This is a genomic window from Devosia sp., from assembly GCF_030689745.1.
Classification (GTDB): Bacteria; Pseudomonadota; Alphaproteobacteria; order Rhizobiales; family Devosiaceae; genus Devosia; species Devosia alba.
In genome coordinates this window covers 1-25,711 of sequence record NZ_JAUYGL010000153.1, presented here as the reverse complement: position 1 = coordinate 25,711, position 25,711 = coordinate 1, and the positions used below count along the sequence as shown (strand labels likewise).

Genomic DNA, 25,711 nt, shown 5'->3' with positions numbered 1-25,711 from the left:
TCTTCAGGCTGGATCAGAAACGTGCCGATATAGTCGTCCCGCAGGGCGACGGCCTGGCTCAGGGGCTCGCCATTGTCGCGCGCCACGGCGCTGGGGGGGAGCACCGTCCAGGGCTTGCCCTGCAACTGATCGGCGGTCGTGCCCAGCAGGCGCTCGAACTCGGTATTGGCATAGGCCAGCCGCTCCTGGGGGTGCAGTTCTGCCACCGCAATGCCAAATGGCACGTGGTCGAGAAACTGTTTGAAGCGGTCGCTTTCCAGCGCATCGGCCAGATTGGGTGTGTCGAGAAATTCCTCGACCGAAGCCGTCTCATCATCTTTGGTGGTCAATAGGTTGTTCCGGTTCTTGCACAGCCCCGCTAACCATAGCAGGTTGGCGCGCGCTCCGACAGACCACGGTTCAGGGGGTCTGCAGCCCGGTCGCGCTCACATAGGTGGCCATCACATATTGGCTGCAGGTGATGAAAAGCCGGTTCCGCCTCGGCCCGCCAAAGGTAACATTGCTGGTCTTGGCGCCGGTCTTGATCCGCCCGAGCAGCGCACCGGCCGGATCATAGACATTCACGCCCAGCCCGGCGCTGGTCCAGACATTGCCCTCGGTATCGAGCCGGAAGCCGTCTGGCAGGCCGGAATCGATTACGGCAAAAACCTTGGGATTGCTCAGTCTTGAGCCGCTGACATCGAACTGGCGGATATGGGTCGGCCAGTCCGGGTCGTGGCTCTGGCCGGTATCGGAGACGTAAAGCACGGATTCGTCGGGCGAGAAGGCAAGGCCATTGGGCTTGGCGAAGTCGTCGGCCACCACGGTCAGCGACGCATCGGCCGGATCGAAGCGATAGACGAAACAGCCCGCCTGCTCCTGCTCGGACTTGTAGCCCTCATAGTCGGAGAGAATGCCGTAGGGCGGGTCGGTGAACCAGATGGTGCCATCGGACTTGACCACCACGTCATTGGGCGAATTGAGGCGTTTGCCCTGATAGCGGTCGACCAGGGTCGTCACGGTGCCATCCCATTCGGTGCGCAGCACGGCGCGGGCGCCGTGTGAGCAGGAGACCAGCCGCCCCTGGCGGTCCCTGGTATTGCCATTGACGTAGTTGGATGGCGTGCGGAAGCTGGTGACGCCGAGTTCGGGCACCCATTTGAGCATGCGATTGTTGGGAATGTCGCTCCAGACCAGGAAATTGCCATCGCCGAACCAGACCGGCCCCTCGGCCCAGCGGCAGCCGTCATAGAGCACTTCAAGTGCGGCAATGCCGATGGTCAGGTCGTAGAATTTCTTGTCGATGAATTCGAGCGCGTCGCCGCCAGTGGCCATGATGTCTCTCCCACAGGCCGCATTTGGCGCCAAACCGGCTGCGCTGGCAAGGTGTGGTCCGGACATCTTGCCGCCACGAAAAGGCCCCCGGTTCGATCCGGGGGCCCGTGCCGTGCCAGGTCTTTCTAGACCCTGGCGGTCAGTTGCGAGGGCGCAAAGCTCCAGGATTCGCCCTGGAGATCGGAGGTGGGGTCGGCGACGGCGAGGTTGAGTGCTGCGTTGACGGCAGCATCGAAGTTGGGCGTGTGCAGGGCCGCATCGGAGGATGTGGGTCCGGCAAAAGTCACCTTCAGCGAGAACGAGCCGGCACTGGTCGTCACTTCCGTCGGGTGCAGGTTGCCGGCGAACTTGTCGATGAAGCTCTTGAGCAGGTAGGTCGCGGCCGCCGTGGTGAGCGCGTATTTGAACGCCACCAGTACCGCCACGATCACATCGCCTGCCTGGATGGCGGTGACCAGTGCCGGATCGGTGCTGGCCAGGGGGCCGGCCTGCCACAGGCCCGCCTTGTTGTAGCTGATGGTCATTGCATCGGTGCCGGCGAAGGTGACCAGGCCGGGATTGCTGACATTGTGCGCGATGATGGTGCCGGTCTGCTGGAAGTTGTCGAACCAGACCTGGTATTCCTCGATCGGGGTCAGCGTGGCGGCGCCGACATCCATGCCGCTGTTGATGTTGACGAAGATCGGATTGCCCGATGCGTCGTTGAGGATCTCATGCGGATTGCCGGCCAGGGCATTGTTGACGATCAGCGCACCCGCCGTGCCATTGTTGGCCGGGGTTCCGAAGGTGCCGTTGGCGTCGAGCGATACGGTCTGTCCGACATTCATCACCACGGCCTTGCCCGAGGAGGTGAAGGTCACCGAGCCCTGCACGATTGGTTGATTGGTGTAGTTCACCTGGTAGGACGGCAGGGCAATGTTGAAGATGTTGTTGTATTGGTAGCTCGGCGTGTTCACCGTTGCCACCGGACCCATTGATTGCCAGATGACGGTGAAGACCCCGTTCACCTTCTTGGCCAGGTACAGACTGTACTGGTTGTTTTTCTGGGCCACCAGCTGGTCCTGGTCAATCTGCACGATGATTGTGTTGCTTGCCATGATACTTGCCTCTCCTGCAGCTTTATTGCCGCCTGAGCAGCGTGCACCTGTCTGATGGCGGCTGGAATCACTCCGATGGGGTATTGATCTCGGTCATGGCCAGGCGCAGGCCGCTCAGTTCGGCTATCGAATGCACCTGCAGCAGCGCGAAGATCGCGCGCCGGTGCGTGCGGACGGTTAGGGGGCTGATACCGGCGAGACGGGCAATCTGCTTGCTGGTCAGGCCGCGCGCCACATGCTCGGCAATCTGTTGCTGGCGCGGACTGAGACTGGCCCAGTTTGCGGCAAACGGCGGTCGCGACCCGGGTCCGGCGCATGCGCCGCAGCATAGGCGGCGAGCTGGGCGGCACTGGACAGCCCCAGCTTGCCCAGCATGTTGGAGCGGTGCTTGCGGACGGTGAAATAGGCAATGCCCAGGCTCAGGGCGATCTGGCGGCTGTCATGGCCGCGGGCGATCAGGGCGAGGATTTCCCGCTCCCGCGGGGTCAAGCTGACGACATCCCCGCTGGTCATCCGCCCCTCCGCTCCCGCTCCCAGCCGGCGCTGCAGCCTAACCTTTTGTTGTCAGGGGAAAAACTTGGTACGATTACATAGCAGTATTGAGCCAGCACGGCGGGATGGGTGCCCCGGGCCCAGCGCCATCCCCGGGCCAGAGCCGCGGCAAACCGCTTCCCCGCCTGCCCGATTGCGCCGCCTGACAAACTTGTCCCCACCCCTCCTGGCCACCCCCATACTGCCTCCATCACCCCGCATGGGCGGCCTGCAGGCGAACAGTGGTGGGGTGTGCCGGGTGGAAGTTCGTCTCTTCCACAGGTTCCAGTCCGGCCGTGTGGGGGCGAGCGATCCCCGTGCCGCCGTACAGTTCCAAAAACCGGCGTCCCGGGACGGCAATCGTCTCACTATTTTAACTTACCAGAGGCGAAAGCCGTCTCGGGGTCCGTCCGTCTATCGGCAACCGCGCTGCAGGCGGCGCCTTGGCACGTCCATTGACGACTAACATGTTAGTTGCTAGGGCAAGGCAAATTTGGAGCCCCAGCATGGCCGCACTCGACAAGATTCTGACCGTCGACGAAATGAAGACCAGGGCGCGCCGCAGCGTGCCCAAGATGTTCTTCGACTACGCCGATAGCGGCTCCTATACCGAGGGCACCTATCGCGACAATGAGAGCGACTTCAACAAGATCAAGCTCAAGCAGAAGGTCGCGGTGAACCTTGAGGGGCGCAACCTCAAGACCAGCATGCTGGGCAAGCAGATCACCATGCCCATCGCCATCGCGCCGGCCGCGACCGGCGGCATGCAGATCGCCGATGGCGAGATCAAGGCGGCCAGGGCGGCCGAGAAATACGGCATTCCCTTCACGCTCTCGACCATGGCTGTCTGCTCCATCGAGGACATTGCCGAGAACACCAGCGCCCCGTTCTGGTTCCAGCTCTATGTCATGCGTGATCGTGGCTTCATCGAGCGGCTGATCGACCGGGCCAAGGCGGCCAAATGCTCGGCGCTGGTGCTGACCATGGATCTGCAGATCCTGGGGCAGCGGCACAAGGATATCCATAACGGGCTGTCCACGCCGCCCAAGTTCACCGCCAGTTCGCTGCTGCAGATGATGGCGCATCCGCTGTGGTGCGCCCGCATGCTGGGCACCAGGCGCCACACCTTCCGCAATATTGTCGGCCATGTCGGGGGCGACCACGATCTGGCCTCGCTGTCGCAATGGACGGCCAGCCAGTTCGATCCAACGCTGAACTGGGCCGATATCGCCTGGGTCAAGAAGCGCTTTGGCGGGCCGGTCATCGTCAAGGGCGTGCTTGATGCAGATGACGCGCAGGCGGCGATCGATAACGGTGCCGATGCCATCATCGTCTCCAACCATGGTGGCCGTCAGCTCGATGGCGCCCCCTCGACCATTCGCGTGCTGCCGGAAATCGTCGAGCGCGTCGGCCACAAGACCGAGGTCTATCTCGATAGCGGCATCCGCTCGGGCCAGGATGTGCTCAAGGCACTGGCCTTTGGCGCCAAGGGCACCTTTATCGGTCGCCCGATGCTCTATGGTCTGGGCGCAGGCGGCGAGGCGGGGGTGACACGGGTGCTCGACATCATGGCCAAGGAGCTCGACACCACCATGGCGCTGTGCGGCGAGCGCGACATTCTCAATGTCGGCCTGCACAATATCTATTCCAACGATATCCCGCCGCGCAATGCACCGCTGGCGAGCTAGCTGCGATAGCGCGGGGCACTGACATCGCCGTCCGTGAGCTGCCCATAGACCGCCTGCGACACGGCCTGCATGCGCTCGGCCGGCAGGGTGCCGACCACGGTGCAGGTAATGCGGGCATTGGCCCAGTAGAACGCCTCGGCGCCGTCCAGGCTGGCCAATTGGGCGGCGGGCTGGCGATCGGGCAATGCGGCGGTCACATAGATGGTGATGCGCGCGCCGGCGGCGTCCTCATACATCAGTTGCGCCGCCCGGCCTCCCAACTGCGGCTCGCCCGGCAGCAGGCGACCACCCACCAGGGCAAAGCCCTGGGCGCTGAGATCGGGCAGGCCCAGCGTGGTGTCGAGACGGTTGGAGAGCCAGCTGGCAAGGTGGGCGCTGTCATCGCGGCCCACTTCCACGGCGTGGCGGTTCTCGGCGACGAACACGGTATGGGCATTGATCGCATCGGCGATCAGGACGGCGCTGGCGGCGGGTGCCTCAAACAGCGGACGGGCGAACCAGCCGCCGCCCACGCCAAGGCTGAGCAGCACCAGGGCCGCCACGGCCCAGCTCCAGGACCGGCCGCGACGCTGGCGCTGCGCGGCGGCAATGCGGCGGGCCCGCAGGCGCGCCGGCACCGGCTCGGCGGCCACCGGGTCAAACAGGGCATGCAGGGCGTCAGACTGGCGCCGCATCAGGGCAATCTCACTTGCCGCATCGGGATTGGCCGCCAGATGGGCCTCCACCGCGCCGACCCTGCCGGGGTCGAGTTGCCCATCGGCATAGGCCATCAGATCGTCATGGGTGACGGCGCTCATTTGACCGTCCTCAGATGAGGTTCGGCAGTGACGCCGGTGGCCAGGCGCAGCGCGCTGCGCGCCCGACCCAGCCGGCTCATCAGCGTGCCCAGCGGGATGGAAAGAATGGTGGCGGCCTCGGCATAAGGCAGGCCTTCAAGAGCGATCAGCAGCACGACTTCCTTCTGTTCAATGGGCAAGGCATCAATGGCCCGGGCCAGTTCGGCCAGCGCGATATGACCCGGTTGGGGCGCCGGACTGGCGGGTTCGGCAACACTGTCGAGGTTGACCGTCTCGCCACGCCGGCCAGCGGCACGCCGGCTGTTGCGATAGATATTGAGCAGGATGGTGAACAGCCAGGCGCGGACGGAACCGGTGGGCCGGAACAGCCCGCGCCTGGCAATGGCGCGTTCAAGGCAGTCCTGCACCAGATCGTCGGCCAGGTCGGCATTGCGCGTCAGCGCCCTTGCATAGCGCCGCAAGGCGGGCACGCAGGTTTCGACCTGATCGAGGAAATCGTTCACTGGACCGCCCGGCATTTACTCGACAGCAAGATGCCAGACCCCGCCGACGCCGTCACCGGTGATATCGCCGGGCTGCATGTCCTCCTGCCAGTAATAGAGCGGGGCGCCCTTATAGGCCCACATGCTGGTGCCATCGGTGCGGGCAACAACGGAGAAATCACCATCGGCTGCGGCGCCGGCTTCTGCCATCAGCGGTGGCCATTTGACGGCGCAGCTGTCGTAGCAATTGCTGGTGCCGGCGCTGTCATTGTCGAAGGTGTACAGCGTCATGCCATTGGCGTCGGTCAGCACCATCTTGCCGGCGATCTCGGTGGATTTGACGGCGCCGCCAAGATAGTCGGCGGCAAGGACGGGTGCGGTGAGGCAGGCAAGGGCGACCATGCCGGCCAGTATCGAACGGGTGTGCATTCAAGTCCCTCCATGATGTGGGGCCGGGATTGGCCCTCGCCTGTATCAACACCCCCGCTGGCGATTTAGTCCGGCCCATACTGAAAATTTGTTGCTCGGTATTGTTCCACGGCAGCATTAGCGGCTGGACACGGCCGCAGGAGCTTGCTTTGTTATGGCCAACTGGTGGGTTCGGCCTGGGAGAGGGTCCAAGCAACACCGGCATCGCCCGCAAAATGGGGGCGGTCTAGGGAGAAAATGCATGAAAAGACGCGAATTTTTCAAGTCGGCATCGGTTGCCACAATCGGTGCTGCTGCTGCGACAACGCTTGCGACACCGGCCATTGCGCAGGATGTCATCAATTGGCGCATGGTCACCACCTGGCCCAAGAACTTCCCGGGTCTGGGGGTTGGCGCGCAGAAGCTGGCTGATCGCATCACCGTGGCTTCGGGCGGTCGTCTGAATGTGCAGGTGTTTGCTGCCGGCGAAATGGTGCCTGGCCTGCAGGCGCTTGACGCGGTGATCGACGGTTCGGCTGAAATGAGCCATGGCGCCGCCTATTACTGGCAGAACAAGAGCCAGGGCCTGAACTTCTTTACCGGCGTGCCGTTCGGCATGACCAATCGCGAACTGACCTCCTGGGTCCGCTATCTGGGCGGCCAGGAACAGTGGGACAAGATCTATGATCAGTTCGGTCTGAAGGGCTTTCTGTCGGGCGATACCGGCACCCAGGCAGGCGGCTGGTTCAAGAACGAACTGACCGGCGTTGCCGATGTGCAGGGCCTGCGCTTCCGGACCCCGGGTCTGGGTGGTCAGGTCTGGGCCAAGCTGGGCGCTTCGGTGACCAATCTGGCCGCTGGCGATATCTTCGCGGCGCTGCAGTCGGGTACTCTTGATGCCGCCGAATTCGTTGGTCCTTACAACGATCTGGCGCTGGGCTTCTATCAGGTCGCCAAGAACTACTATTTCCCGAGCTTTGTTGAGCCTGGTCTGGCCACCGAACTGGTGGTTTCCAAGTCCAAGCTGGCCGAGTTGCCGCCCGATCTGCAGGAACTGGTCGCGATCTGTGCCCAGGCATCATATGACGATGTCGCCTCCGACATGTACGCCAATGATCCACGCGCGCTCAATGCGCTGGTGAATGAGCACGGCGTACAGGTGCGTCGCTTCCCAGACGAGATTCTGGAAGCCGGCGCCAAGGCTTCCATGGAAGTGATTGCCGATCTCCGCGAAAGCGGCGACGCGCTTACCAAGGAAACTGCCGAGAGCTTCATCAGCGCCTTCAACCTGCTGCGGCAGCGGACCGAGGGAACCGATGCGCCGTTCCTGGTGGCCCGCGAAAAGTACATCAAGTACGACTGATCCGTTTCGTCGGACACAGAAAAGCCCGGGCTCGCGCCCGGGCTTTTTGCTGGCCTGAAATGCCTAGTGATAGATGGCGCCGGGCAGCCAGGTAACCAGTTGCGGGAAGGCGAACAGGATGATCAGCGCAATGATCTGCAGGATCACGAAGGGGATCACCCCGCGATAGATCATGGCGGTACTGACGCCGGACGGCGCCACCCCCCGCAGGTAGAACAGGGCGAAGCCAAATGGCGGCGTCAGGAAGCTGGTCTGCAGGTTCACGCCCACCATGACACCGAGCCAGATCGGGTCGACACCCAGCGTCAACAGCACCGGCGCGGTGATCGGGATCACGATGAAGATGATCTCAAAGGTGTCCAGAATGAACCCGAGCAGGAACATGATGAACATCACGACGATGGTGGCGCCGATGGCGCCGCCCGGCATGTTGGACAGGAAGGCGTGTACCAGATTGTCCCCGCCCATCATGCGGAACACCACCGAGAACACGGCGGCGCCAAACAGGATGATGAACACCATTGACGTGATCGTCGCCGTGGAAACCACCGCCTGGCGAAGAATCGAGAGCGTGAACTTGCGATTGGCAATGGCCAGCACCATGGCGCCAACCGAGCCGACCGAAGCCGCTTCCGTCGGGGTGGCGATGCCGCCCAGGATCGAGCCGAGCACGGCAATGATCAGCAATAGCGGCGGCACCAGTGCGACCATGACTTCGCGGAACAGATCCTTTTTCTCGTCCTGGGGCACGGGGGTGGCCGGCGCCGCCTTGGGATCGATGATGGCCTTGATGATAACCCAGGCCAGGTAGAGGCCGACCAGCAGGAAGCCGGGCAGCAAGGCGCCGGCAAACAGCGCCCCTACCGACACAGGTTCGGGCGCGAAGTTGCCCTTTTCCATCTGAACCTGGGCGTTGATGCCCGAGAGCATGTCACCCATGAAGATCAGCACGGTCGAGGGCGGGATGATCTGGCCCAGCGTGCCCGAGGCGCAGATGACGCCGGTGGCGAGCTTTGGGTCATAGCCGGCGCGCAGCATGGCCGGCAGCGAGATCAGACCCATGGTGACCACGGTGGCGCCGACCACACCGGTCGAGGCAGCGAGCATGGCGCCCACGATGACGACGGAAATGCCCAGACCGCCGCGCAGATTGCCAAACAGCTTGCCCATGGTGAGCAGCAGGCGCTCGGCAATGCCCGAGCGTTCGAGCATCACCCCCATGAACACAAACAGGGGCACCGCCACCAGGGTTTCGCTGCTCATCAGCCCGATGTAACGACCGATCAGTGAACCGTAATTGGAGGGATCATAGACCCCCATCAACCAGCCTATGACGCCGAAAATCAGTGCGGTACCGGCCAGGGAAAAGGCGACCGGGAAGCCAATCAGCAGGACGCCGATGACGCCAATGAACATCAGGCAGGCGAGAATTTCGCCGATCAGGATCTGGCTCACAGGCTGGACTCCGCTTCATCGTCACGCGCATAGCGCAAGTGCTCAGGCAATAGCGCCTGCTGTCCGGCCAGCACCAGGATGGCGCGCAGGGCCATGGCCAGTCCTTGCAGGCTGATCAGCACGGCAAATACGATGATGAAGCTCTTGAGAATGAACAGGCCGGGCATGCCGCCGATATTGCTGGAAGCTTCATAATAGCTCCAGGAGCGCGCGACGGCGGGCCAGCCATAGGCAATGACGACGAACATGAAGGGGAACAGGAAGGCCACGACGCCAAACAGATCAGCCATGGCCTTGCGGCGCAGCGAAGCCGGGCGATAAAAAATATCGACGCGAACATGGTCGTCGCGCAGCAGGGCAAACCCGGCAACGCCGGTGAACATGGCGCCGCTGAGCCAAACATAGAGGTCCTGCATCCACAAGGTACTTGTGGCAAAGGCGTAGCGTTGTACGACGACGGTGAAGCAGACCAGCACACAGGCCAGTGCCAACCAGGACAGGGTTTCCCCCACCGCTCGGTTGATGGCGCTGATGGCGCTGACGATCCAGGCAAGTGATTGCAACAACTGGTCCTCCCTAGTCTCCACGACTCCCCGCGGGTTTTTGTCCCATTCTGGGCTCGAACGCAATGGATTGCGCAGCATCCACTCGCCACGCCGACAGCATTGGGGGCCTTCCATGGGAAATTCAGCTTGTGGCTGGTGACATGGCTGGCAAGAATGCTATGTCGCTGCGGTCCGCGTCATGGCGGCGGCAGGGGGCCTATATGTTTGTCGTTGGTGGTGAAAGTCTGATCGATCTCAAGGCCGAAGTGGCGCTGCCGAGCGGCGAGTTGATCGGGCGTGATGGTGAGAACCAGATCGTCATGACAGCCCATCCGGGCGGCACTTCGTATAACTGCGCCATCGCGCTGGCCAAGCTGGGAATCGACACCGGCTTCATGTGTCCAATTTCCCGTGACGCCTTTGGCGACTACCTGCTGGGCCCGCTGCATGAAGCTGGCGTCACGCCGTTGCTGGCCGAACGGGTGCAAGAATATACTACCTTGGCGGTTGTCAATTTCGATGCCAACCACAATGCCCGCTATGGTTTCTATCGACAAGCCGACGGGGCCATTGAGGCAAACTCGGCGATTGCGGCTCTGCCAGACGCTATCGAACTCTATCAGATTGGCGGGTTCTGTCCGATCGAGCCGGACGAGGCTGCCATCTGGCTCGACATCGTCAAGGCGGCGATGGCGCGGGGGGCGACAATCTCGATTGACCCCAATGTGCGACCCAGCGTCGTCGGCGACTTCGCGGGCTACAAAGCCCGTCTGGCGACTTTCCTCGATCTGGCCCATCTCATCAAGGTTTCCGACGAGGACCTGCGGGAGCTCGATAGCACCAGGTCGATCGAACAGCATGCCGCCGATCTGCTGGACCGCCCCAATTGCGAACTGGTTGTGATCACGTTGGGTGAGCAGGGCTCACGCGCTTTCACTGCCGCAGGAACCGCGCGGGCGAACATTTATGCGCCGCCGGTGTTCGGCGACACGGTGGGCGCCGGCGACAGCCTGATGGCGGGCATTCTGTCCTGGCTGCATGAACGCGATCTGCTCAAGCCCGGTCCCCTCAAAGCACTGGATGACACGGCACTGGCCGAAATGCTGCGCTTTGGTGCCGTGGTGGCTGGCATCAATTGCGGTCGCAAGGGGTGCAAGCCGCCAACCCGGGCAGAAGTCGATGCGGTGTTGAACGCCTCCTAGCTGCCGGCCGGCTCGCAAGCACTTGATTACCCAGTGATTGCCTCGGCGGACCGGCTCTGCTTGTATTGCCGCGTCGGTTAAGGGGATGAACGATGCGGCGTTGGCTTTGGATGGTGGCGGCGCTGGCTGTCATTGGCGGTGGCGTGGCGGTCTATCTGCTCAAGCCGGTCAACGGACCCGGGCGTGATCTGACGCTGGTCGGCGACGTTACGCGCGGCAATTATCTGATCCGGCTGGGGGGCTGCGTTGCCTGCCATACAGACGCCGAGGCCGGGCGGGCGTTTCTGTCGGGTGGTGCGGGTCTTGTGACCCAGTTCGGCACCTTTGTGCCGCCCAACATCACCTCCGACAAGGCCGCCGGCATTGGTGGCTGGTCCCTTGCCCAGTTCGACGATGCGATGAGCAATGGCATGGGGCCGCAGGGCAATCTCTATCCTGTGTTTCCCTATGAGCATTATACGCTGATGAGTGATCAGGAGATCGTCGATCTCTATGCGGCGCTGATGGCCACTGAACCGGTGAACGATGCCGCGCCAGCCAGCGATATCGGCTTTCCCTTCAATATCCGGCTGGCCATGGCGGGATGGAAAAACCTGTTCTTTGCGCCAGCACGTTTCGAGCCGGAGGCCGGCAAGTCTGACGTCTATAATCGTGGCAGATATCTTGCCTATGGCCCGGCCCATTGTGTCGCCTGTCACACGCCGCGCAATGCGCTGGGGGTGCTGGACTGGGATCAGGCGCTGACCGGCTCGCCGGGCGGCGTCGGCGGCAAGGCGCCGTCACTAACCCGTGCGGCGCTACTTGCAGAGGGCTATGACGTCGAGACGCTGGCGCAGACACTGGCCGATGGTTTCACGCCCGGCTTTGATGTGCTGGGCGCGGCGATGGGCGAGGTGATTGCCGAGGGCACGTCGCAATGGACTCGAGAAGATCGACAGGCAATCGCGGAATATCTGCTGGCTGAGTAGTCAGGCTTCGGCGCGGATCGCCAGTGCCTCTTGCAGGTTCATGCTGGTGTGGTGCTCCCAACCCAGCTCGGCCTTGGGAAAATCGATGCGGTAATGACCGCCCCGGCTTTCAGTGCGCTTGAGGGCGGCCGCCGCCACCAGCGTGGCCGAAGTGGTCATATTGAGGAATGCGCTGGTGACATGTTCCGCCGTGGTCTCGAGCCGGGCGATCTGGCGCAGTGCCTGCTTGAGCCCGTTGGCATCACGCTCGACACCGACCAGATCGGTCATTACCCGGCGTAACTGCTGCACGGCGGGCAGGTCGCGCAGAACGGCCTCGGCCTTGGCGCCTTCGACTTCGTCCCATTCAATCCCCTTGAACGGGGCAAGAGTGCGTACGGATTCGAGGCCGCCAATGTCATCGGCGATGCGCGCGCCATAGACGGTGGCTTCCAGGAGGGAATTGGAGGCCAGTCTGTTGGCGCCATGCAGTCCGGTGCAGCTGGCCTCGCCACAGACCCAGAGCCCGGGTAGTGACGAGCGCCCGCGCTCATCGACCTCGACGCCGCCCATATGGAAATGCGCTGCAGGGGTGACCGGGATCAAGCCGCCGACCGGGTCGATGCCGGCGTCGAGACAATATTGGGACACTGTGGGAAAACGGGTGAGAATATCGGCGCCGAGTACCTGTCGGGTGTCGAGGAAAACCTTGCGGCCCGCCTGGATCTGCCGGAAATTGGCGCGGGCGACAATGTCGCGGGGCGCCAGCTCGGCATCGGGATGAATGGCGGGCATGAAGCGCTCGCCCAGATCATTGACCAGAATGGCGCCCTCACCGCGCAGGGCTTCGGTGGCCAATGGGGCGGGGTCGGCGCCGGTGGCAATGGCGGTGGGGTGGAACTGGACGAATTCGGCGTCGGCGATCTGTGCGCCGGCTCGGGCGGCCATGCCCATGGCGTGGCCGCGCACGCCGGGCGGGTTGGTGGTGACAGCATAGAGCCCGCCCAGCCCGCCGGCGGCCAGTACGGTGGCGCGCGCGCGAATGAAGATGGGTTCAGAATAGCGGTCACCCAGCCTGCGGCAGAACACCCCGACAATGCGGCCATTGTCCCGGGCGAGGCTGAGCGCGGTAATGCCCTCGACCACACGAATGGACGGGGTGCGGCGCACCTGGGCGATGATGGCCTGCATGATCGCCCAGCCCGCCCGGTCACCTTCAACCTTGACGATGCGGTTGGCCGAGTGGGCGGCTTCCTTGCCCAGCGCATAATTGCCGAAATCGTCGCGATCAAACGGCGTACCCCAGCGCGCCAGATCCGCAATGCGGGCGGCGGCTTCAGCGGTGACGCTTTCGGCGGTGCCGTGATCGACAATGCCGGCGCCAGCCATTTCGGTATCGAGGGCATGGGCGTGCGAACTGTCGCCCTGGCCGACCGCAGCGGCCACGCCGCCCTGGGCCCAGGCCGAACTGGCCCCCGTGCCCAGCGGCTTGGGAGACAATACCGTCACCGGTCGCGGCGCCAGCTTGAGTGCGGTGAACAATCCGGCCAGGCCTGCACCCACGATCAGGGCGCCGTCGGCATTGAGGGTATTGTCAATGATGGTCATGGCGGTTCCAGATGGTTCTCAAACTACGCAATTGCCCGTAAGGTGTTTGCCATAGCAAGACCGGAGCTGTGGCGATGGCTGGTTCGACTGACGACAACGGGTTGGGCGAAGAGCGCCAGACCGGCTTTGCAGCGGCGGCGCCGCTCGAAGCTTATGAAGCGATCTATCGATTGGTGCTCAGCGCCTATAGCTATCGCTGTGCGCTGACAGGTGAACAATTTCTGCCCGATATTGGTCTGCTGCACCCCCATCTCACAGTCGAGGCGATCAGGCCGCGCGACGTCGGCGGGCCGCTGCAGATCAACAATTATATCGCGCTTGAAGAGCATGCGGCTCGGGCCTTTCGACGGGGGCAGATTCTGATCGAGGATGACTACCGGATCGTCGTGCCCAATCCGGATGCGCTGGATTACGCCGTGCTGGTGCGGCTCAATGCCAGTGGGCGTCTACTGGTGCCGGCCGAGGGGTTGTTCCAACCCAGCGCGGCTCATCTGGCCTTCCGTCGCCTGAGCGTGCTGGGGTCCTAGTCGCCCTTGCGACTCATCTCGATCATCCGTTCGACGGCCTGGCGCGCGGCGGGGATGATCTCTTCGGGCACGGTGACCTCCTCGGTCATGGTGTGCAGCGACCACAGCACATTCTCGAGATTGATGCGCTTCATATGCGGGCAGATATTGCAGCCCCGCAGGAAGTCGACGCCGGTGGTTTCGCTGGCGACATTGTCGGACATCGAGCACTCGGTGACCATCACGACGCGGGCCGGGCGGGTGGTCTTGACCCAGTCAATCATGGCGGCGGTTGAGCCGGCAAAGTCTACCGCGTCGATCACCTCGGGCGGGCATTCGGGGTGGGCGATGATCTTGGCGGTGGGATAGGCGTGGCGCAGTTCGGAAATGTCTTCGGCGGTGAAGGTTTCGTGCACTTCGCAGGCGCCGGCCCAGGTGATGATCTTCTTTGAGGTTTTCTTGGCGGTGTTCTTGGCCAGATACTGGTCGGGGATCATGATGACGGTGTCGCCATCGACGCGGTTGACGATGTCGAGCGCATTCGAGGAGGTGCAGCAGACATCGGTGACCGCTTTGACTGCTGCGGAGGTGTTGACATAGGTCACTACCGGCACGCCAGGATACATTTCCCGCATGGCGAGGACGTCGTCGACAGTAATCGAATCGGCCAGCGAGCAGCCGGCGCGGCTATCGGGAATGAGTACGGTCTTGTCAGGGTTGAGCAGCTTTGAGGTCTCAGCCATGAAGTGCACCCCGCACTGCACGATTACCTGCTGGCGAACCTTGGTGGCCTCGATGGCCAGCTGCAGGCTGTCGCCGACAATGTCGGCAACGCCGTGATAGATCTGCGGGGTCTGGTAATTATGGGCGAGGATGATCGCATCCTTCTCCGCCTTGAGCCGGTTGATCTGGAAAATCAGCGGCGCATAGAAGGCCCATTCGATCTCGGGGATTTTTTCGCGTACCCGCTCAAACACCTTGGCCGTCGCGCGCTCAACGGCCTTGGAGTATTTGAGGTCGAAATGATCGGCAAGAATGACGCGGGCCTCAGCGAGTGGGGTAATCGCGTTGATTGTCTGCACCATGGATGTCCTCCCGAGGCCGTGGCGGAACCTAGGGATTATTCGCGCGCTTTTCAATCAACAGGGTTGCAGGAAATTTGCCAAGCTCCTAACCCTTGGCCATCCCATCGCTGAGAGGCCCCCAATGCCGCAAGATACTGCCGCCCTTCGCTCCATCCTGTCGCTGGCGCCTGTGGTGCCGGTCATCATTCTCGATGATGTCAGTCAGGCGCGGCCATTGGCTGAAGCGCTGGTGGCTGGCGGCCTGCCGATTCTGGAGGTGACGCTGCGTACACCCAATGCGCTCAAGGTCATGGAAGAAATGGCCAAGGTCACCGGCGCGATTGTCGGGTCGGGCACAGTGCGCAACGCGCTGCATATGCGGCAGTCGGTCGATGCCGGTTGCCGGTTCATGGTCTCTCCGGGCATTTCACCGCGCATTCTGGATGCGGCCGATGATATCGGCATTCCGCTGTTGCCCGGCATTGCCACCCCCAGTGAGGCGATGACCGCCTCAGAACGCGGCTATGGGTTCCTCAAGTTCTTTCCGGCCGAAGCCAATGGCGGCGCACCGGTGCTCAAGGCACTGGCCTCGCCGCTGGCCGACATCACATTCTGCCCGACCGGTGGCATCGATGCGGCCAAGGCGAAGGTCTATCTGGGCCTGTCCAATGTCATCTGCGTGGGCGGCTCATGGATCATGCCGGCCGATGCGCTGGCGACCAATGATTGGGCCCGTATTGAAACGCTGGCCCGCGAAGCCAGCCAGTTGCGGGGCTGACCGGATGTGACCATGATCCCCGATGACGGCCTCACCCATCTCAGGATCACCCTGAGCGAGACGGCCTATATCGGTCCGGGTCGTGCCGACCTGCTCGAACTGATCGCCAGCACCGGCTCGATTTCGGCGGCCGGCAAAGCCATGGGCATGAGCTACAAGCGCGCCTGGAGCCTGGTGCAGGCGCTCAATGGCGGGTTCGGGGTGGCTCTGGTGGACTCCAGTCGCGGTGGTGCCCATCAGGGTGGTGCCCAATTGACCGAGGCTGGCCAAATGGTGCTTGAACGCTATCGCGCCATGCAGGCCAGCACGCGGCAGGCCATCGCCGGCGATGTCGCCGCACTTCGGCAGAAACTCGATATGGTGCTGCAGAAATAACGCTTGCCCCTCCGGACGGGCTTTGCCACAACCGATATGGATGCCAAGCCATATCGGAGCGTTCGATGACCCGCGCCCTTTTGACCACGCTACTGGCGGGCCTGTTGCTCACCAGTGCCGTGCATGCCGAAACCGTCAATGTCGCCGTCGCTGCCAATTTCACCAGGGTCGCCGAAGAACTGGCACCGCTCTTTATGGCCGCGAGCGGCCATGATGTCAGCTACAGCTTTGGCGCCACCGGCCAGCTCTATAATCAGATCAGCCAGGGGGCACCGTTCGAGCTGTTCCTTGCCGCCGACGACGAGCGTCCGAGCAAGGCGGTGGAAGAAGGCTTTGGCGTCGATGGCACGGTGTTTACCTATGCGATCGGCGCATTGGCGCTGTACAGCACCACGCTCGACCTCGCCGATGGCAAAGCCGTGCTGGAAGCGGGGGGCTTCGACAAGCTCGCCATTGCCGATGCTGCCGCTGCGCCCTATGGCCGCGCCGCCACCGAGGCCCTTGCGGCGCTCGGGCTCACCGATGCCATCACGCCCAAGCTGGTTACGGGCGAGAATATCAGCCAGACGCTGCAGTTCATCGAGAGTGGCAATGCCGAGCTGGGCTTTGTCGCGGCCAGCCAGGTGGTCGGCAAGTCGCGCGTCTGGATCGTGCCGGCGGCGTTGTTCGAACCTATCCGGCAGAATGCCGTACTGCTCAAGACCGGCCACGCCAATCCGGCGGCGACCGCCTATATCGACTTCCTCAGGAGCGATGCTGCTGTTGCGGTCATTGAGGCGGCAGGCTACGTCGTCGAATAGTGGTTTGTCTCTGGCTGCCGCCTCGGCGGACGCGCCCCCCCATTGCGGGGGCGGTGCCGTCCGGCGGAAGCGGCCCCAGGGGCCAAACCAATAGCAGCGTGCAAGGAGCTACCGTGAGCTTTGCCGATCTTTGGACGCCGGTCCGCCTGACGCTGATGCTGGCCGCCATCAATACCATCGTCCTGCTGCTGGCCGGCACCCCGATCGCCTGGTGGCTGGCGCGTAGCAAAAGCCGCTATCGGGAGCTGGTAGGGGCGGTGGTGGCCATGCCGCTGGTGTTGCCGCCCACCGTGCTTGGCTTCTATCTGTTGATAGCGCTCGGCCCCAACGGGCCGGGTGGCTGGCTAGCCGGGTTTTGGGGCGGGCGCACGCTGGCCTTTTCGTTCACCGGCCTGCTGATAGGCTCGTTTTTCTATTCACTGCCGTTCATGGTGCAACCCTTGCGGAACGGCTTTGCCGCCATCGGCAATGATCCGCTCGAAGTGGCGTCGAGCCTTGGCGCCAGCAACTGGCAGCGCTTCTGGCGCGTGGCGCTGCCGCTGGCCCGGCCGGGCTACATCACCGGTGGGGTGATGACCTTCGCCCATACCGTGGGCGAATTCGGCGTTGTGCTGATGATTGGCGGCAACATTCCCGGCGAGACCAAGGTCATCGCTATCGCGCTCTATGACTATGTCGAGCGTCTGCAATGGGGTGAGGCGCACCTCATCGCTGCCGGCATGGTGGTCTTCGCCTTCGTGGTGATCGCGGTGACGTTGACCATTGACCGCCGCATCAACGTGCCCATGCCTTAGGCTGCTGTCGCACCAATGGCCTTGAGCATCGCCTTGGTGATGGATTGATCGAGCTTGAAATAATCCGCCCAGGGGTCGGGCGCCTTGGCGCGTTCGGCAGCCATGGCAAGGGAGAACTGGTTGGCGGCCTTGACGGTCTTGAGCTCGTCCCAACTCACCGGCACGGCCGCAGGAGCACCTTCTCGCGAGCGGCTGGACCAGGGTGCGATGGCGGTTGAGCCGCGTTCATTGCGCAGGTAATCGATAAACAATTTGCCCTTGCGCTTGGCCTTGCTCATGGTGGCGACATAGCGGTCCGGCTGATCGTCAGCCATCCGCTGCGCCAGGTTTTTGCAGAAGGCCTTGACCGTGGGCCACTCGACCCTTGGGGTGAGTGGCGCGATGACATGCACGCCTTTGCCACCCGAGACCAGCGGATAGCTTTTAAGGCCAAGAGCGTCGAGCACGTCGCGAATATCGCTGGCAGCGGCGCGCACCTCGGCAAAGCCCAGTCCTTCATCGGGATCGATGTCGAAGATAATCCGCTCGGGTTTTTCGATGTCCTTGGTGCGGGCGCCCCAGAGGTGCCATTCCAGCACGTTCATCTGGGTGCCAGCGATCAGCCCGGCCAGGTTGTCGATATAGAAATAGTCTTCCTCGCCGCCGTCCTTTTCGGTGACCAGCAGGGACTTCATGGCATCGGGAAAGCCCCCGGTGTCGTGCTTCTGGAAGAAGCAGTACTTGGCGCGCCCCTGCGGACAGCGCAGCAGGCTGAGCGGGCGGTTGGCGGCGTAGGGCAGCATGCGGTCGGCGACGGCAGCATAATAGGCCACCAGATTGGCCTTGGTCACGCCCTGGCCGGGATAGATCACCCGATCGGGGCTGGTCAGCTTGATGCCGGCGGCCTCCGCGGCGGCCATGCCGGCCTCGTCAGTCAGGAGACCAAACTCGGACTTGGATTTGGATTTGGGCTGGGCATCGACGTCCTCCGCGACGGGCTGCTCCAGCGCGACGTCTGCGGCAGGCTTGTCCTCGCGCAGGCCGAGAAAGGAAGGATGGCGCAGAATGCCGTCCGGGGTGAATTCGGCGTAGCCGATCTCGGCGACCAGTTCGGGCGTGACCCAGCGGGCCGTCCGGGCGATCGTCTTGGGGACGTCGACAAAGGGGCTGGTCTTGCGGGCGCGGGCGTCGAGTCGGGCCTGCAGGGAGTCGGCCTGATCGACGGTAAAGCCGGTGCCAACGCGGCCCCGATAGATCAGCTTGCCATCCTCCCAGGTGCCCAGCAGCAAGGAGGCGAAAGACCGCTTCTTGGTTGATGGTGACCAGCCGGCAATGACAAATTCCTGACGGCGGGTGCATTTGATCTTGAGCCAGCTGCGATTGCGCTCCCCGCGATAGGGTGCGTCAGCCTGCTTGGCGATGATGCCCTCATGACCTTCGCGGCAGATGGCGTCGAACACCTTCTGGCCATTGCCGGTAACGTGGGCAGAAAACTGCACCAGAGACGAGCTGTCGATCTTGCCCAGCAGGGTTTCGAGACGGTCCTTGCGCTCGGTGAGCTTAAGCCCCGTAAGGTCTTCGCCGTCCTGTTCAAGCAGGTCAAAGGCAAAGAAGCTGAGCGGGCCGCCACTGGAGAGGTGGTCCTTGAGGGTAGAAAAATCGGCACGGCCCTTGCCGTCAAAGGCGCACAGCTCGCCATCGATCAGCGCGCTGCCTTTGGTGATGCGGGTGAGCGGGGGCACGATGGCGGCAAACTGCTCGGTCCAGTCCTTGCCGGTCCGGGTATAGAGGCGCACCTGATCGCCGGCGATAGCGGCCTGGCAGCGATAGCCGTCATATTTCATCTCGAACACCCAGCCGCGATCCTCGGGCACCTCGCTCACCAGCGTGGCCAGTTGCAGGGGGCGGAATGTCGGCAGGACGCCGCTGGTTTTGGCACCGCGTTTGGCTTTGGCCGGCACGGGATTGTCGACGGCCTTGGCGGGATCGGAATGCCAGACAGCGTCAGGCTTGGTCCGGGTTTGCTTCTTGGGCTTGAGCCCTTTGGCGATGCCGGCCATGTCGCGGCCGGTCGAGACGGATGTGGTGAAGCGGGGGACCAGGGTCTCCTCGTCCCTGGCGTATTTGTCCCGGTGCTTGATCAGCAGCCAGTTCTCGCGGTCGGGGCCGGTTTTGCGCTTGGTGTCGCGGCCCTTCATGTGCACCAGCACCCACTCGCCTCGCAGGCGTTTGCCATGCAGCCGCATCTTGAGGTCGCCGCTAGCGAGCCCCTGATGGGGGTCGCCAATCGGCTCCCAGGTGCCCTGATCCCAGAGCATTACCGTGCCGCCGCCATATTCATCCTTAGGGATGGTGCCTTCAAAGCTGCCATAGTCAATCGGGTGATCCTCCACCCGCACCGCCAGCCGCTTGTCGGCAGGATTGTCTGAGGGACCCTTGGTGACGGCCCAGCTCTTGAGCACGCCGTCGAGTTCGATGCGGAAGTCGAAATGCAGCCGTGTGGCGTCATGCTTTTGCACCACGAAGCTCTTGCCGCCGGCCTGCGCGGCGTCCTCGCCCGAAGGCTCCTGCGTCTTGGTGAAGTCGCGCTTGGCCTGATAATCCTTGAGCAGGGCGTCGGCTGCACTCGCCATAGTCTCTAGCTCGCCTTCTTGCGCGGGGCTGGCTTGGCCGGTGCTTTTTTCCTGCTGCCGGAACTGCTTTCCAGGCTGGATTTCAGCGCCGCCATCAAGTTGACCACATTGGAGCCGCTCGGCTGGGCTTCTTCCGGCTCGTCCTTGGTGGAGATCTTCCTGCCCTTGGATTTGAGTTTGCGCGCGATCAGCTCCCGCAGGGCGGATTGATAGTGATCCTTGAACACCCCAGCATCGAAGGGCGCGGTCTTCTTCTCGATCAGCGCGGTGGCCACCTCGAGCAGTTCCGGGTCAGCCTTCTTGGCCGAGATTTCCGAGAAGAATGGATCGGATTTGCGGATCTCGGCCTCGTAATGCAGCGTCTCAAGCAGCAGGCCGGTGCCAGTCGGCTTGACTGCAACGAGATATTCCTTGCCGCGCAGCGCCAATTGGCCGAGTCCGACCTTCTCGCTGGCGCGCAGGGCATCGCGGATCACCCGAAAAGCATCTTCGGCCAGATCATCAGCCGGGACGACGAAATAGGGCTTGTCGAAATAGATCGGATCAATCTCGCAGGCGCCGACAAACTGGGTCAATTCAAGGGTCTTGCGAGTCTCAAGCTTGACTGCATCAATCTCGTCATTGGTCAGCAGGACATAGTCGCCCTTCTCGTACTCAAAGCCCTTCATGATCTCGTCCTTGTCAACGGGACCAACGCCGGCCACTACTTTTTCGTAGCGTACAGGCTTGCCGGTTGGTTCATGAATCTGGCGGAAACTGGGTTTGGTACTGGCTTTGGTCGCCGTGTAGAGTTCAACGGCAATCGAGACGAGGGAGAGGCGTAACTGGCCTTTCCAGATGGGGCGTGACGCTGGCATGGCGGGCTCGCTGAACTGACGGACTCGGCAACTTAACGACTCCCAACAAGGCTTTGTTCCGCCAAGGACGACGTTGCGTTGGGCTGGGCAGGTGCCTAGTGTCGGACAATCGAAATCATGGGAGAATTGGCGATGGGCACATTTGACGGTTTTCCGCTGGACGGGCTCAGCTTGACGCTGATCGCGCTGGGCATTCTGGCGCTGCTGGTACTGTTTGCGGGGGCCAAGACTGTGCCGCAAGGCCACAATTTTACCGTTGAGCGGTTTGGCAAATACACCAGGACCCTCAGGCCGGGCCTCAATCTGATCGTGCCGTTCATTGATGCCATCGGCAAGCGCATCAACGTCATGGAACAGGTGCTCGACGTGCCGCATCAGGAGGTGATCACGCGCGACAATGCCTCGATCACCGCCAATGGCGTGACCTTCTATCAAATTCTGGATGCGGCGGCGGCGGCCTATGAGGTGTCCGATCTGGAGAACGCCATTCTCAACCTGACCATGACCAATATCCGTACGGTGATGGGGTCGATGGATCTCGATGAGCTGCTGTCCAATCGTGACGAGATCAACCAGCGGCTGCTGCATGTGGTGGACGCTGCTGTCTCGCCCTGGGGTGTCAAAATCACCCGCATCGAGATCAAGGATATCGATCCGCCCAAGGACCTGGTGGACTCGATGGGGCGGCAGATGAAGGCCGAGCGTGAAAAGCGGGCGGCCATTCTGGAAGCCGAGGGCCGTCGGCAGAGTGCAATCCTGCAGGCCGAGGGCGCCAAGCAGGCGCAGGTGCTTGAGGCCGAAGGCCGCAAGGAGGCCGCGTTCCGCGATGCCGAGGCGCGCGAGCGCTCCGCTGAGGCGGAGGCCAAGGCGACCCAGGTGGTGAGTGAGGCCATTGCCGCCGGCAGCGTGCAGGCGATCAACTACTTCGTGGCCAATAATTACATCAAGGCGCTTGAATCGATCGCCAAATCGCCAAACCAGAAGCTGCTCATGCTGCCGATCGAAGCGGCCAGTGTGATCGGGGCAATCGGCGGCATTGCCGAGATTGCCAAGGAGACATTTGGTGGAGCAGCGCCGACAACACCCAGGTCGGCCCGTCCGCCTTCGGCCGGGCAATCCTAGCCGGAGGCTGCCATGCAGATCGTCGATTTTGTTGCCACCAACGGGCATTGGTCCTGGCTTGTCGCCGGGTTGATCTTGTTGGCGCTGGAACTGGTGGTGCCGGGCGGTTTCCTGTTGTGGATGGGCATTTCGGGCATTGCGGTCGGGTTGCTTACCATGGTTCAGCCCATGCCCTGGGCGTTGCAATGGTTGATTTTTGGCGTGCTGTCGCTGCTGACGATCACTGGCTGGGTGCAATGGAACCGCCGCCGGCCTGCGCGGTCTGATCGCCCCTATCTCAACCGCCGGGCCGAGCACTTCATCGGTCACGAAACGGTGCTGGAGCAGGCCATTGAGCAGGGCTTTGGCCGGGTAGTGCTGGGGGATACGGTCTGGCGGGTGTCGGGGCCCGATCTGCCAGCCGGGCAGGCAGTGCGTATCGTCGGTAGTGAGGGCGCTGTTCTCAAAGTCGAGCCGGTGTTCTAAGCGCTTGGCAAAGCTTCGTTAACTATAAGATGGAAGGATCGCCGGACCTCGGATCGGGCTGTCCGCAGGTCAAAATCGGCATGCCGATTGTCTCTATTGGCCAGCGGAGCGATATATGTCCTGGCGAAAGCGGCAATTGATCTGGCGAGCAGGGGTGTTGGGCACCCTGTGCCTGGTTATGCCGGTCATGGCGCAATCGGACCTGCGCACATGGGATGGATCGGGTACCGATAATGATCGGCTGGTCCCCGGTATCTATCCGGCGGACCCGGTGCTCACCAATGGCGACTGGCTCCGCGAACCTGATAATCCGTTTTTTGATGTCGACTGGTCGGTGGCGCTGCGCGGCAGCTATATCAAGGGCAGTCGTGGCGAGCGCTTTGATGTCCTGATGGTGCCATCGGTGGCACTGGACCACACCGGTGCTCGATCAACCGTCAAGGCGACCGGCGACGCCGAGATTGTGCGCCCGAACCAAGACAAGATCGATGTCAGTGCCCTACGCCTGTCGGGTGCGGTTGACTATGCCCTGGATAACAATACCGAACTGACCGGCGGTGGCCGCTTCTCTGTGACGCGGGCGGTGGCCGGTATGCCGGGGGTGGCCAGTAACGTTGCCATAGCGCCCCAGACAATCAGCGGCGGCGGCAATCTGGGTGTGACGCGACAATTCGGCAAATTCAATATCGGTGTGACGGGCGCTGCTGAACGCAATGTCTATGGCACCACAACCCTCACCAATGGGGCGGTTGTCGACAATAGCGAAGAGAATGCCTGGGCGCTCGATGCCGGATTGCGGGTGGGTTTCCAGATCACGCCGATCTTTGAAGTGTTCGGCAGGGCTGGAGTCGGGCGCGATTTGTTCGACCTGCCGTCCACAGCGCTCGGTTTCAAACCCGACGCCACGACCGCCACGCTGGAGGGTGGGGTCACGGGACGATGGCATGGCATTCTCGAAGCAACCGCGTCTACAGGTGTTGTCCTTCGGCGCTTCGATGAGGCCAGCCTGGGCGAAGTCCGCACCCAGATCTATGACGCGCAGCTCAGCTTTACACCCAATCCGACCCTGCGGGTGACGGGCGGGATTTCAACTACCGTGGCGCCGCCTGGCCCCTCCGGGTCAGGGTCGACCCGCATCGGCTATGGTGCCAATGCCGCCGTCGCCTATACGGTCAATTCATGGCTGGCCTTGCGGGCCCTGGCCGATTGGAGCCAGGCCAGCTTTATTGGCAGCGGCGGCACCGAGAGCGGCTATGGCCTGGGGGTGGGCAGTGACTACAAGGTAAACGCCCACACCGCAGTCACGGCGGACTACAATTTCGATCAGTCCGAGAGCTCGGCCAGTGGTGTGCAAGACGCCCACCAGATGACACTTGGCATCACACTGGCGCGTTAGCCGCTACAGCTGGACGCCAAGGTCGAGCTTGTGCAGTTCCTTGATGAAGCCGTCCCGAATATCGGCGCGATCGAGCGCGTAGACCACATTGGCGGTCAAAAAGCCGATCTTGCTGCCGCAATCAAAGCTCTGGCCCTGATACTTGACCCCGGTAAATGGCTGGTGGTGCATCAGGGTCTGCATGGCGTCGGTCAGTTGGATCTCGCCACCGGCACCGCGCGGCTGGTCTGCCAGCAGGTGGAAGATTTCCGGCTGCAAGATATAGCGGCCCGAGATGATCAAATTGGACGGGGCGTCCTCCCGTTTGGGCTTCTCCACCATCTCGGTGATGGCAAAGCCGGTGTCGGGACCTGCGCCGCGCGCAATAATGCCATAGGACGAGACATCCTGCTCGGGCACTTCCTCAACGGCGATGACATTGCCGCCGGTTTCTTCATAGGCGTCCATCATCTGCTTGAGCACGCCGGGTTCACCCTTGAACAGCATGTCGGGCAACAAGAGCGCAAACGGATTGTTCCCCACAATGTCACGGGCGCACCACACGGCGTGCCCCAGACCGAGTGGCTCCTGTTGGCGGGTGAAGCTGGTGTGGCCAGCCGAGGGCAGATCCTTGCGCAGTTCTTCGAGTGCTGCGGTCTTGCCGCGCAGCTCGAGCGTGGTCTCGAGCTCAAACTGCCGGTCGAAATGATCCTCGATCACGCCCTTGTTGCGACCAGTGACGAAAATGAAGTGCTCGATGCCGGCCTCGCGCGCCTCATCGACGGCGTATTGAATCAGCGGTCGGTCAACAACGGTCAGCATTTCCTTGGGCAGGGCCTTGGTGGCAGGCAGGAAACGCGTGCCAAGACCGGCTACGGGAAAAACGGCTGTTCTGACGCGCTTGGACAAAAGTTATCTCTCCGTGCTGTAACTGGAGGTAAAGCTATCGCAACGCTTCTATAATATCACGAGCGAAATTTTCGTTGCAATTGCAGGGAGCTAATTGGATGACGGTATTGGTCACGGGGGGCGCAGGCTACATTGGCAGTCACATGGTGTTGAGCCTTGCCGATGCTGGCGAAACGGTCGTCGTGCTCGACAATCTGACGACAGGCTTTGATTGGGCAATCGATGGTCGCGCGGTGCTGGAAGAGGGCGATGCGGGCGATGTCGATTTTGTTGTAGGATTGATTCAGAAACACGCAATCACCGAGATCGTGCATTTCGCGGGCTCCATTGTGGTGCCGGAATCGGTGAGCAATCCGCTCAAATACTACGGCAACAACACAGCCACTTCGCGCAGCCTGCTTGAGGCTGCGGTCAAGGGTGGGGTCAAGCATTTCATCTTTTCGTCTACCGCCGCCGTCTATGGCATGACCGGCCTGGCGCCCGTGGTCGAGACGACGGCGCTCAATCCAATGTCGCCCTATGGCCGCTCCAAGCTGATGACCGAGCTGATGCTGGCCGACGTCGCCGCCGCGCACCCGCTGACCTATGGCGCGCTGCGCTACTTCAACGTCGCCGGC

28 protein-coding genes are annotated in these 25,711 nt (G+C 62.5%); 13 read left to right on the top strand and 15 right to left on the bottom strand.

Features of this window, described 5'->3' with window-relative positions; all coding sequences use genetic code 11:
* The 5 genes from Q8O80_RS13565 to Q8O80_RS13545 all read right to left on the bottom strand — a co-directional run.
* Positions 1-329, bottom strand: a 329-nt coding sequence (locus Q8O80_RS13565) for a PAS domain-containing protein (RefSeq protein WP_305580089.1), incomplete at its 3' end; no start/stop codon positions are given.
* Positions 330-399: 70 nt separating this feature from the next.
* Positions 400-1,314: an SMP-30/gluconolactonase/LRE family protein gene (locus Q8O80_RS13560; RefSeq protein WP_305580087.1), complete on the bottom strand. Its 915-nt coding sequence runs from the start codon at positions 1,312-1,314 to the stop codon at positions 400-402.
* Between the two features lie 125 nt (positions 1,315-1,439).
* On the bottom strand, positions 1,440-2,411 hold the full coding sequence (locus tag Q8O80_RS13555) for a hypothetical protein (protein WP_305580085.1): 972 nt from the start codon (positions 2,409-2,411) through the stop codon (positions 1,440-1,442).
* A gap of 67 nt (positions 2,412-2,478) precedes the next feature.
* Entirely contained in the window at positions 2,479-2,646 is a 168-nt protein-coding gene (locus Q8O80_RS13550; protein ID WP_305580083.1) for a LuxR C-terminal-related transcriptional regulator, read from the bottom strand.
* Complete coding sequence (locus Q8O80_RS13545; RefSeq protein ID WP_305580081.1) at positions 2,631-2,924, bottom strand: helix-turn-helix transcriptional regulator; 294 nt, start codon at positions 2,922-2,924, stop codon at positions 2,631-2,633. Before Q8O80_RS13545 ends, Q8O80_RS13550 begins: the two co-directional genes overlap by 16 nt.
* Before the next feature lie 524 nt (positions 2,925-3,448).
* Between Q8O80_RS13545 and Q8O80_RS13540 the strand changes: the two genes are divergently transcribed.
* Positions 3,449-4,630, top strand: a complete 1,182-nt coding sequence (locus Q8O80_RS13540; protein WP_305580079.1) for an alpha-hydroxy acid oxidase — start codon at positions 3,449-3,451, stop codon at positions 4,628-4,630.
* Here the strand turns inward: Q8O80_RS13540 and Q8O80_RS13535 are convergent.
* From Q8O80_RS13535 to Q8O80_RS13525, 3 genes are read right to left on the bottom strand one after another with little or no spacing between them, the layout of a single operon-like run.
* A complete protein-coding gene (locus Q8O80_RS13535) occupies positions 4,627-5,427 on the bottom strand; it encodes an anti-sigma factor (RefSeq protein WP_305580077.1) in 801 nt (266 codons plus the stop codon). The two genes, Q8O80_RS13540 and Q8O80_RS13535, sit on opposite strands and share 4 nt — an antisense overlap.
* On the bottom strand, positions 5,424-5,930 hold the full coding sequence (locus Q8O80_RS13530; protein ID WP_305580075.1) for a sigma-70 family RNA polymerase sigma factor: 507 nt from the start codon (positions 5,928-5,930) through the stop codon (positions 5,424-5,426). The genes Q8O80_RS13535 and Q8O80_RS13530 overlap by 4 nt, the downstream gene beginning before the upstream one ends.
* Positions 5,931-5,945: 15 nt before the next feature.
* Positions 5,946-6,338: a hypothetical protein gene (locus tag Q8O80_RS13525; RefSeq protein WP_305580073.1), complete on the bottom strand. Its 393-nt coding sequence runs from the start codon at positions 6,336-6,338 to the stop codon at positions 5,946-5,948.
* Between the two features lie 241 nt (positions 6,339-6,579).
* On the opposite strand from Q8O80_RS13525, the gene Q8O80_RS13520 reads away from it, so the two are divergent.
* Complete coding sequence (locus tag Q8O80_RS13520) at positions 6,580-7,680, top strand: TRAP transporter substrate-binding protein (RefSeq protein ID WP_305580071.1); 1,101 nt, start codon at positions 6,580-6,582, stop codon at positions 7,678-7,680.
* 63 nt (positions 7,681-7,743) lie between these two features.
* On the opposite strand, the gene Q8O80_RS13515 is transcribed toward Q8O80_RS13520, so the two are convergent.
* Positions 7,744-9,135 (bottom strand): TRAP transporter large permease subunit, encoded by a 1,392-nt coding sequence (locus Q8O80_RS13515; protein WP_305580069.1) that lies wholly within the window; start codon positions 9,133-9,135, stop codon positions 7,744-7,746.
* Positions 9,132-9,701 (bottom strand): TRAP transporter small permease subunit, encoded by a 570-nt coding sequence (locus Q8O80_RS13510; RefSeq protein WP_305580067.1) that lies wholly within the window; start codon positions 9,699-9,701, stop codon positions 9,132-9,134. Before Q8O80_RS13510 ends, Q8O80_RS13515 begins: the two co-directional genes overlap by 4 nt.
* A 200-nt stretch (positions 9,702-9,901) precedes the next feature.
* Between Q8O80_RS13510 and Q8O80_RS13505 the strand changes: the two genes are divergently transcribed.
* Both Q8O80_RS13505 and Q8O80_RS13500 read left to right on the top strand, forming a co-directional pair.
* Positions 9,902-10,882: a PfkB family carbohydrate kinase gene (locus tag Q8O80_RS13505; protein ID WP_305580065.1), complete on the top strand. Its 981-nt coding sequence runs from the start codon at positions 9,902-9,904 to the stop codon at positions 10,880-10,882.
* 92 nt (positions 10,883-10,974) lie between these two features.
* Positions 10,975-11,850: a cytochrome c gene (locus Q8O80_RS13500; RefSeq protein WP_305580063.1), complete on the top strand. Its 876-nt coding sequence runs from the start codon at positions 10,975-10,977 to the stop codon at positions 11,848-11,850.
* Here the strand turns inward: Q8O80_RS13500 and Q8O80_RS13495 are convergent, their stop codons facing one another.
* Positions 11,851-13,437 carry an L-aspartate oxidase gene (locus Q8O80_RS13495; RefSeq protein ID WP_305580061.1) on the bottom strand — a complete coding sequence of 529 codons (1,587 nt, stop codon included), beginning with the start codon at positions 13,435-13,437 and terminating at the stop codon, positions 11,851-11,853.
* 74 nt (positions 13,438-13,511) lie between these two features.
* Between Q8O80_RS13495 and Q8O80_RS13490 the strand changes: the two genes are divergently transcribed.
* Positions 13,512-13,964, top strand: a complete 453-nt coding sequence (locus tag Q8O80_RS13490) for a hypothetical protein (protein ID WP_305580059.1) — start codon at positions 13,512-13,514, stop codon at positions 13,962-13,964.
* On the opposite strand, the gene nadA is transcribed toward Q8O80_RS13490, so the two are convergent.
* A complete protein-coding gene (gene nadA, locus Q8O80_RS13485; RefSeq protein ID WP_305580057.1) occupies positions 13,961-15,028 on the bottom strand; it encodes a quinolinate synthase NadA in 1,068 nt (355 codons plus the stop codon). The genes Q8O80_RS13490 and nadA overlap by 4 nt on opposite strands.
* A 121-nt stretch (positions 15,029-15,149) precedes the next feature.
* Between nadA and eda the strand changes: the two genes are divergently transcribed.
* The 4 genes from eda to modB all read left to right on the top strand — a co-directional run bounded on the left by eda (position 15,150) and on the right by modB (position 17,754).
* Positions 15,150-15,785 carry a bifunctional 4-hydroxy-2-oxoglutarate aldolase/2-dehydro-3-deoxy-phosphogluconate aldolase gene (gene eda / locus Q8O80_RS13480; protein ID WP_305580055.1) on the top strand — a complete coding sequence of 212 codons (636 nt, stop codon included), beginning with the start codon at positions 15,150-15,152 and terminating at the stop codon, positions 15,783-15,785.
* Positions 15,786-15,797: 12 nt separating this feature from the next.
* Entirely contained in the window at positions 15,798-16,160 is a 363-nt protein-coding gene (locus Q8O80_RS13475; RefSeq protein ID WP_305580053.1) for a winged helix-turn-helix domain-containing protein, read from the top strand.
* 65 nt (positions 16,161-16,225) lie between these two features.
* Positions 16,226-16,960: a molybdate ABC transporter substrate-binding protein gene (modA, locus tag Q8O80_RS13470; RefSeq protein ID WP_305580051.1), complete on the top strand. Its 735-nt coding sequence runs from the start codon at positions 16,226-16,228 to the stop codon at positions 16,958-16,960.
* Between the two features lie 155 nt (positions 16,961-17,115).
* Complete coding sequence (modB, locus tag Q8O80_RS13465; RefSeq protein WP_305580093.1) at positions 17,116-17,754, top strand: molybdate ABC transporter permease subunit; 639 nt, start codon at positions 17,116-17,118, stop codon at positions 17,752-17,754.
* Here modB and ligD read toward each other — a convergent pair.
* Together ligD and Q8O80_RS13455 are read right to left on the bottom strand one after the other, a co-directional pair.
* Positions 17,751-20,366, bottom strand: a complete 2,616-nt coding sequence (gene ligD / locus Q8O80_RS13460) for a DNA ligase D (protein WP_305580048.1) — start codon at positions 20,364-20,366, stop codon at positions 17,751-17,753. The two genes, modB and ligD, sit on opposite strands and share 4 nt — an antisense overlap.
* Positions 20,367-20,371: 5 nt before the next feature.
* Entirely contained in the window at positions 20,372-21,223 is an 852-nt protein-coding gene (locus tag Q8O80_RS13455; RefSeq protein ID WP_305580046.1) for a Ku protein, read from the bottom strand.
* A gap of 156 nt (positions 21,224-21,379) precedes the next feature.
* On the opposite strand from Q8O80_RS13455, the gene Q8O80_RS13450 reads away from it, so the two are divergent.
* The 3 genes from Q8O80_RS13450 (at position 21,380) to Q8O80_RS13440 (ending at position 24,206) form a co-directional block, all read left to right on the top strand.
* On the top strand, positions 21,380-22,345 hold the full coding sequence (locus Q8O80_RS13450; protein ID WP_305580091.1) for an SPFH domain-containing protein: 966 nt from the start codon (positions 21,380-21,382) through the stop codon (positions 22,343-22,345).
* Positions 22,346-22,357: 12 nt separating this feature from the next.
* Positions 22,358-22,810: an NfeD family protein gene (locus Q8O80_RS13445; protein ID WP_305580044.1), complete on the top strand. Its 453-nt coding sequence runs from the start codon at positions 22,358-22,360 to the stop codon at positions 22,808-22,810.
* A 115-nt stretch (positions 22,811-22,925) separates the two neighbouring features.
* Complete coding sequence (locus tag Q8O80_RS13440) at positions 22,926-24,206, top strand: outer membrane beta-barrel protein (protein ID WP_305580042.1); 1,281 nt, start codon at positions 22,926-22,928, stop codon at positions 24,204-24,206.
* 3 nt (positions 24,207-24,209) lie between these two features.
* Here Q8O80_RS13440 and galU read toward each other — a convergent pair whose 3' ends face one another.
* Positions 24,210-25,094 carry a UTP--glucose-1-phosphate uridylyltransferase GalU gene (gene galU / locus Q8O80_RS13435; RefSeq protein WP_305580040.1) on the bottom strand — a complete coding sequence of 295 codons (885 nt, stop codon included), beginning with the start codon at positions 25,092-25,094 and terminating at the stop codon, positions 24,210-24,212.
* Between the two features lie 98 nt (positions 25,095-25,192).
* On the opposite strand from galU, the gene Q8O80_RS13430 reads away from it, so the two are divergent.
* A partial coding sequence (locus Q8O80_RS13430) for an NAD-dependent epimerase/dehydratase family protein (RefSeq protein WP_305580037.1) occupies positions 25,193-25,711 on the top strand: 519 nt, incomplete at its 3' end.